This is a genomic window from Actinomycetes bacterium, from assembly GCA_035506535.1.
GTDB lineage: Bacteria > Actinomycetota > Actinomycetes > DATJPE01 > DATJPE01 > DATJPE01.
On record DATJPE010000037.1, the window covers coordinates 1 to 4691 of the forward strand.

Sequence of the window (4691 nt, forward strand, 5' to 3'; positions counted from 1 at the left end):
CCGCCGCTGCTGCGGGTCCCGACCCGATCGCGTCCGCTGCGCGTGCTGGTCACGGGCGACTCGCTGTCGACGTACGTCGCCGACGACATCGACCAGCTCGCCCAGGCGCGCGGCCTGCTCTCGGTGACCGGGATCTCCGCCGACGGCACGGGGCTGACCAACCCTGCCTTCTACAACTGGCAGAAGCAGGCGCGTGCGCAGGTCCGGGCGCACCACCCGGAGGTGGTCGTCATGGTGATCGGCGGCAACGACGGGTGGGGGATGACCTCCCCGTCCGGCCAGCGGGTGTCGGTGGGCAGCCAGGCCTGGGTCGACGAGTACGCCCGCCGGGTCGTCGCGATCATGCAGACCTACCGGCAGGGCGGGGTGAGCGCGGTGTACTGGTCAGGCCCGCCCACTGCCCGGAACCCGCTGTGGAACCGGCTGTACCGAAAGCTCAACGAGGCCGACCAGCGGGCGGCGCTCGCCGTCCCGGGGGCGCGTTACGTCGACCTGTACCGCGGGACGGCCGTGGACGGTCGCTACGCCGACCGCGTCCGCTACGCGGGCCGCGTGATCGCGCACTCGCGGCAGGCCGACGGCGTCCACTGGACCCTCGACGGGGCGCTGCTCCCGGCCAGCCTCGAGCTGGCCGCGATCGCCCAGGACGTCGGCCGCCCGCTGGACTGACCGGCGTTCGGGCCGAGCAGCCCCGGGCGGCTTGCCTACACTCGGTGCAATGGCCTACCTGGACCACGCGGCGACCACGCCGATGCTGCCCGAGGCGATCGCCGCCGTCACCGAGCAGCTCGCGAGGACCGGCAACGCCTCGTCGCTGCACGCCTCCGGCCGGCGCGCTCGACGCGTGGTCGAGGAGTCGAGGGAGACCCTGGCCCAGGCCCTGGGGGCGAGGCCCTCCGAGGTCGTCCTCACCGGGGGTGGCACCGAGGCGGACAACCTCGCCGTCAAGGGGCTGTTCTGGGCGAGACGGGCCGCTGACCCGCGCCGCGTGCGCATCCTCGCCGGGTCGGTCGAGCACCACGCGGTCCTCGACCCGGTCGCCTGGCTGGTACGCCACGAGGGCGCCGTCGTCGACTGGCTGCCGGTCGACGCGTACGGGCGGGTCCGCCTGGAGGCCGTGGCCGAGGCGCTCGAGCGGGACCCGGACGACGTCGCCCTCGTCACCGTGATGTGGGCCAACAACGAGGTCGGCACGCTGCAGCCGGTGACGGAGATCACCGAGCTCGCCCACGCCCATCGCGTGCCGGTGCACTCCGACGCCGTGCAGGCCTTCGGTCAGGTCCCCCTGGACTTCGCGCACTCGGGGCTGGACGCGATGACCGTGACCAGCCACAAGATCGGCGGGCCGCTCGGGATCGGGGCGCTCGTCCTCGCCCGGGGGGTGACCCCGGAGCCGCTGCTGCACGGCGGCGGGCAGGAGCGCGACATCCGCTCGGGCACCTTCGACGCACCGGCGGCTGCCGGTTTCGCCGCCGCGGCACGTGTCGTGACGGCCGAGCGGGCCAGGAGAGCCGAGCGTCTGACCCGGCTGCGGGACCGGCTGGTCGACGGCGTCCACAAGGCCGTGCCCGAGGCGGTGCTCAACGGCCACCCGAGCGACCGGCTTCCCGGGAACGCCCACTTCTCCTTCCCCGGCTGCGAGGGTGACGCGCTGCTCATGCTGCTGGACGCGGCCGGGGTGGAGTGCTCGACCGGTTCCGCCTGCTCCGCCGGCATCGCGCAGCCCAGCCATGTGCTGCTCGCGATGGGAGCCGACGAGGCGCACGCCCGCAGCTCGTTGCGCTTCACCCTGGGCCACACCTCGACCGACGCCGACGTCGATGAGCTCGTGGCGGCGATCCGCCCGGCCGTGGACCGCGCCCGACGGGCCGGCCTGGCCAGGATGGGCAGCGGCGCCTGATGCGCGTCCTCGCCGCCGTCTCGGGCGGCGTCGACTCGGCGGTGGCGGCCGCCCGCCTCGTCGACGCCGGTCACGACGTCACCTGCGTGCACCTCGCCCTCTCCCGCACGCCCGAGTCGTCCCGGACCGGGGCCCGCGGCTGCTGCACCCTCGAGGACGCCCGGGACGCCCGCCGGGCCGCCGACGTCCTCGGCACGCCGTTCTACGTCTGGGACCTCGCCGAGCGGTTCCACGACGAGGTCGTCTCCGACTTCGTCACCGAGTACGCCGCAGGGCGTACCCCCAATCCCTGCCTGCGCTGCAACGAGCGCATCAAGTTCGCGGCCGTGCTCGACCGCGCCCTCGCCCTCGGCTTCGACGCCGTGGCGACCGGGCACTACGCCCGGATCGTGTCGGCCCCCGGCGGGCCGCAGCTGCACCGGGCGGTCGACGAGGCCAAGGACCAGTCCTACGTCCTCGGCGTGCTCACCCCCGAGCAGCTCGCCCACGCGATCTTCCCCCTGGGGGACACCCCCAAGCCCGAGGTCCGCCTCGAGGCCGAGCGCCGCGGGCTGACCGTTGCGCGCAAGCCGGACTCCCACGACGTGTGCTTCATCCCCGACGGCGACACCTCCGGATTCCTGCGACGTCGGCTGGGCGCCGCCGACGGAGAGATCCGGGACCACGACGGCACCCTGCTCGGGCACCACGACGGGGCCTACGCCTTCACGGTCGGGCAGCGACGCGGCCTTCGCGTGACCAGCGACGGTCGCCCGCGCTACGTCTTGTCGATCTCTCCGGTCACCCGGACGGTGACCGTGGGGCCTCGTGCGGACCTCGCCGTCGGTGCGCTCCACGGCGTCGCCGCCCGCTGGTTCGCCCCGCCCGGCCCCGCGCTGGAGTGCACCGCACAGGTGCGCGCCCACGGCGAGCAGGTACCGGCGGCGGCCCGGCCGGTGACCGACGGGGTCGTGGTCAGCCTCTCCCGGCCCCTGTACGGGGTCGCACCCGGTCAGGCGGTGGTGCTGTACGCCGGGAGCCGAGTCCTCGGCTCGGCCACCATCGCGCGCACGGTCGCCTGGTGACCTTCCCCTGGCCCGACGCATCGGCGACCGGGGTCGGCTCGATGCCGGGAACCGACGTGCGCGAGGCGATGCGCGTCGTCCTGGGCGAGCTGCCCGACCTGCCTCACCTGCCGGAGCTGCCGGCCCGGGGCCCGGGTGCCGACCTCGTCGGCCGCGGCGTCGCCGCACTGGTGGACCTGCACGCTGAGGTGTGGCCCTCCGGCTGGCGGCTCGCAGCATCTCCCGGCCGCGACGAGCGTCGTGCCCGGGACTACCTGGACGAGGACCTCGACGTGCTCGAGGAGCAGGCTTTCGGGCTGACCTCACCGGTCAAGGTCGCCCTCGTCGGACCGTGGACCCTCGCCGCGAGCGTCGAGCTCCCCCACGGCGACAAGGCCCTCGCCGATCCTGGGGCCTGCCGGGACCTGGCCCAGTCGTTGGCCGAGGGCCTCGGGCAGCACCTTCACGACGTGCACCGGCGCCTGCCGCACGCGCGCGTGCTGGCCCAGCTCGACGAGCCCGCCCTGCCGGCGGTGCTGTCGGGCACCGTGCCCACCGCGAGCGGGTTCGGCCACCTCGAGGCGGTCGAGCCCGAGGTGGCGGAAGGGGTGCTGCGGGAGGTGCTGGCAGCGGCCTCGGATGCGTTCCCGGTGGTCCACTGCTGCGCGGCGGACGCCCCGATCGACCTCCTGCGGCGGGCCGGCGCCGCGGCTCTATCCCTCGACCTGGCCGCGGTGCTGCAACGCCGGCCGGGTGCGGAAGAGGAGCTGGGCACCGCTCTCGAGGCGGGGGTGGGCCTCTTCGCCGGAGTGGTCGCCCCTCTCGGGCCGGTGTCGGAGGCCGCCGCTACCGTCGGGCCCGTGCGCGAGCTGTGGCGACGTCTCGGCCTGTCCGGCGAGGACCTCGCCAGGGTCGTCGTCACCCCCACCTGCGGCCTGGCGGGGAGCGACCCCGGGGCGGTCCCGCGGCTCCTGGCCGCCGCGCGAGCCGGCGCTCGGCTGCTGCGCGACCAGGGGGTGGACGGATGAGTGCCGAGGTGCCCGAGTCCGCCCTGCGCCGCCACGCCGAGCTGGCCCAGGAGGTCGACGAGCACTCCTATCGCTATCACGTGCTCGATGCGCCCGTGATCAGCGACGGCGAGTACGACGCGTTGATGCGAGAGCTGCAGTCTCTGGAGGCGTCCTTCCCGTCGCTGGTCACCCCCAGCTCGCCCACGCAGCGCGTCGGCAACGTCTACGCGACCCAGTTCAGCCCGGTCGAGCACCGCGAGCGGATGCTCAGCCTCGACAACGTCTTCTCTGCCGAGGAGCTCGCCGCGTGGGAGTCGCGGGTGCTGCGGGACGCGGCCGCGCAGGTCAGCTGGCTGCTCGAGCTCAAGGTGGACGGCCTCGCCGTCAACCTCACCTACGCCGACGGGCGGCTGGTCCGCGCCGCCACCCGCGGCGACGGGACCACGGGTGAGGACGTGACGCCGAACGTCCGGACGATCCAGGGCGTCCCCCTGCGACTCATCGACGGCGAGCGGCCGGTCCCGAGCCTGGTCGAGATACGGGGCGAGGTCTTCTTCCCCGTCGAGCGTTTCGCCGACCTCAACGCCGCTCTCGTCGCGGCGGGGCGGCCGCCGTTCGCGAACCCCCGCAACGCGGCCGCGGGCTCCCTGCGCCAGAAGGACCCCCGGGTGACCGCGGGCCGGCCGCTTCGCCTGGTCGTGCACGGGTTCGGCGCGCGGGAGGGATTCGCCATCGACC

Annotated in this window: 5 protein-coding genes; all 5 read left to right on the plus strand. The window is 74.7% G+C overall.

What is annotated here, in order from left to right:
- Positions 1-669, plus strand: a 669-nt coding sequence (locus VMI11_06285) for a DUF459 domain-containing protein (protein ID HTY72019.1), incomplete at its 5' end; no start/stop codon positions are given.
- Positions 670-718: 49 nt separating this feature from the next.
- The gene (locus tag VMI11_06290; GenBank protein HTY72020.1) at positions 719-1900 is read left to right on the plus strand and encodes a cysteine desulfurase family protein; all 1182 of its coding nucleotides are present in this window, start codon (positions 719-721) and stop codon (positions 1898-1900) included.
- Positions 1900-2964 carry a tRNA 2-thiouridine(34) synthase MnmA gene (gene mnmA, locus VMI11_06295; protein HTY72021.1) on the plus strand — a complete coding sequence of 355 codons (1065 nt, stop codon included), beginning with the start codon at positions 1900-1902 and terminating at the stop codon, positions 2962-2964. The genes VMI11_06290 and mnmA overlap by 1 nt, the downstream gene beginning before the upstream one ends.
- Positions 2958-3971 (plus strand): methionine synthase, encoded by a 1014-nt coding sequence (locus tag VMI11_06300; GenBank protein HTY72022.1) that lies wholly within the window; start codon positions 2958-2960, stop codon positions 3969-3971. Before mnmA ends, VMI11_06300 begins: the two co-directional genes overlap by 7 nt.
- A partial coding sequence (locus tag VMI11_06305) for a hypothetical protein (protein HTY72023.1) occupies positions 3968-4691 on the plus strand: 724 nt, incomplete at its 3' end. The genes VMI11_06300 and VMI11_06305, both read left to right, overlap by 4 nt.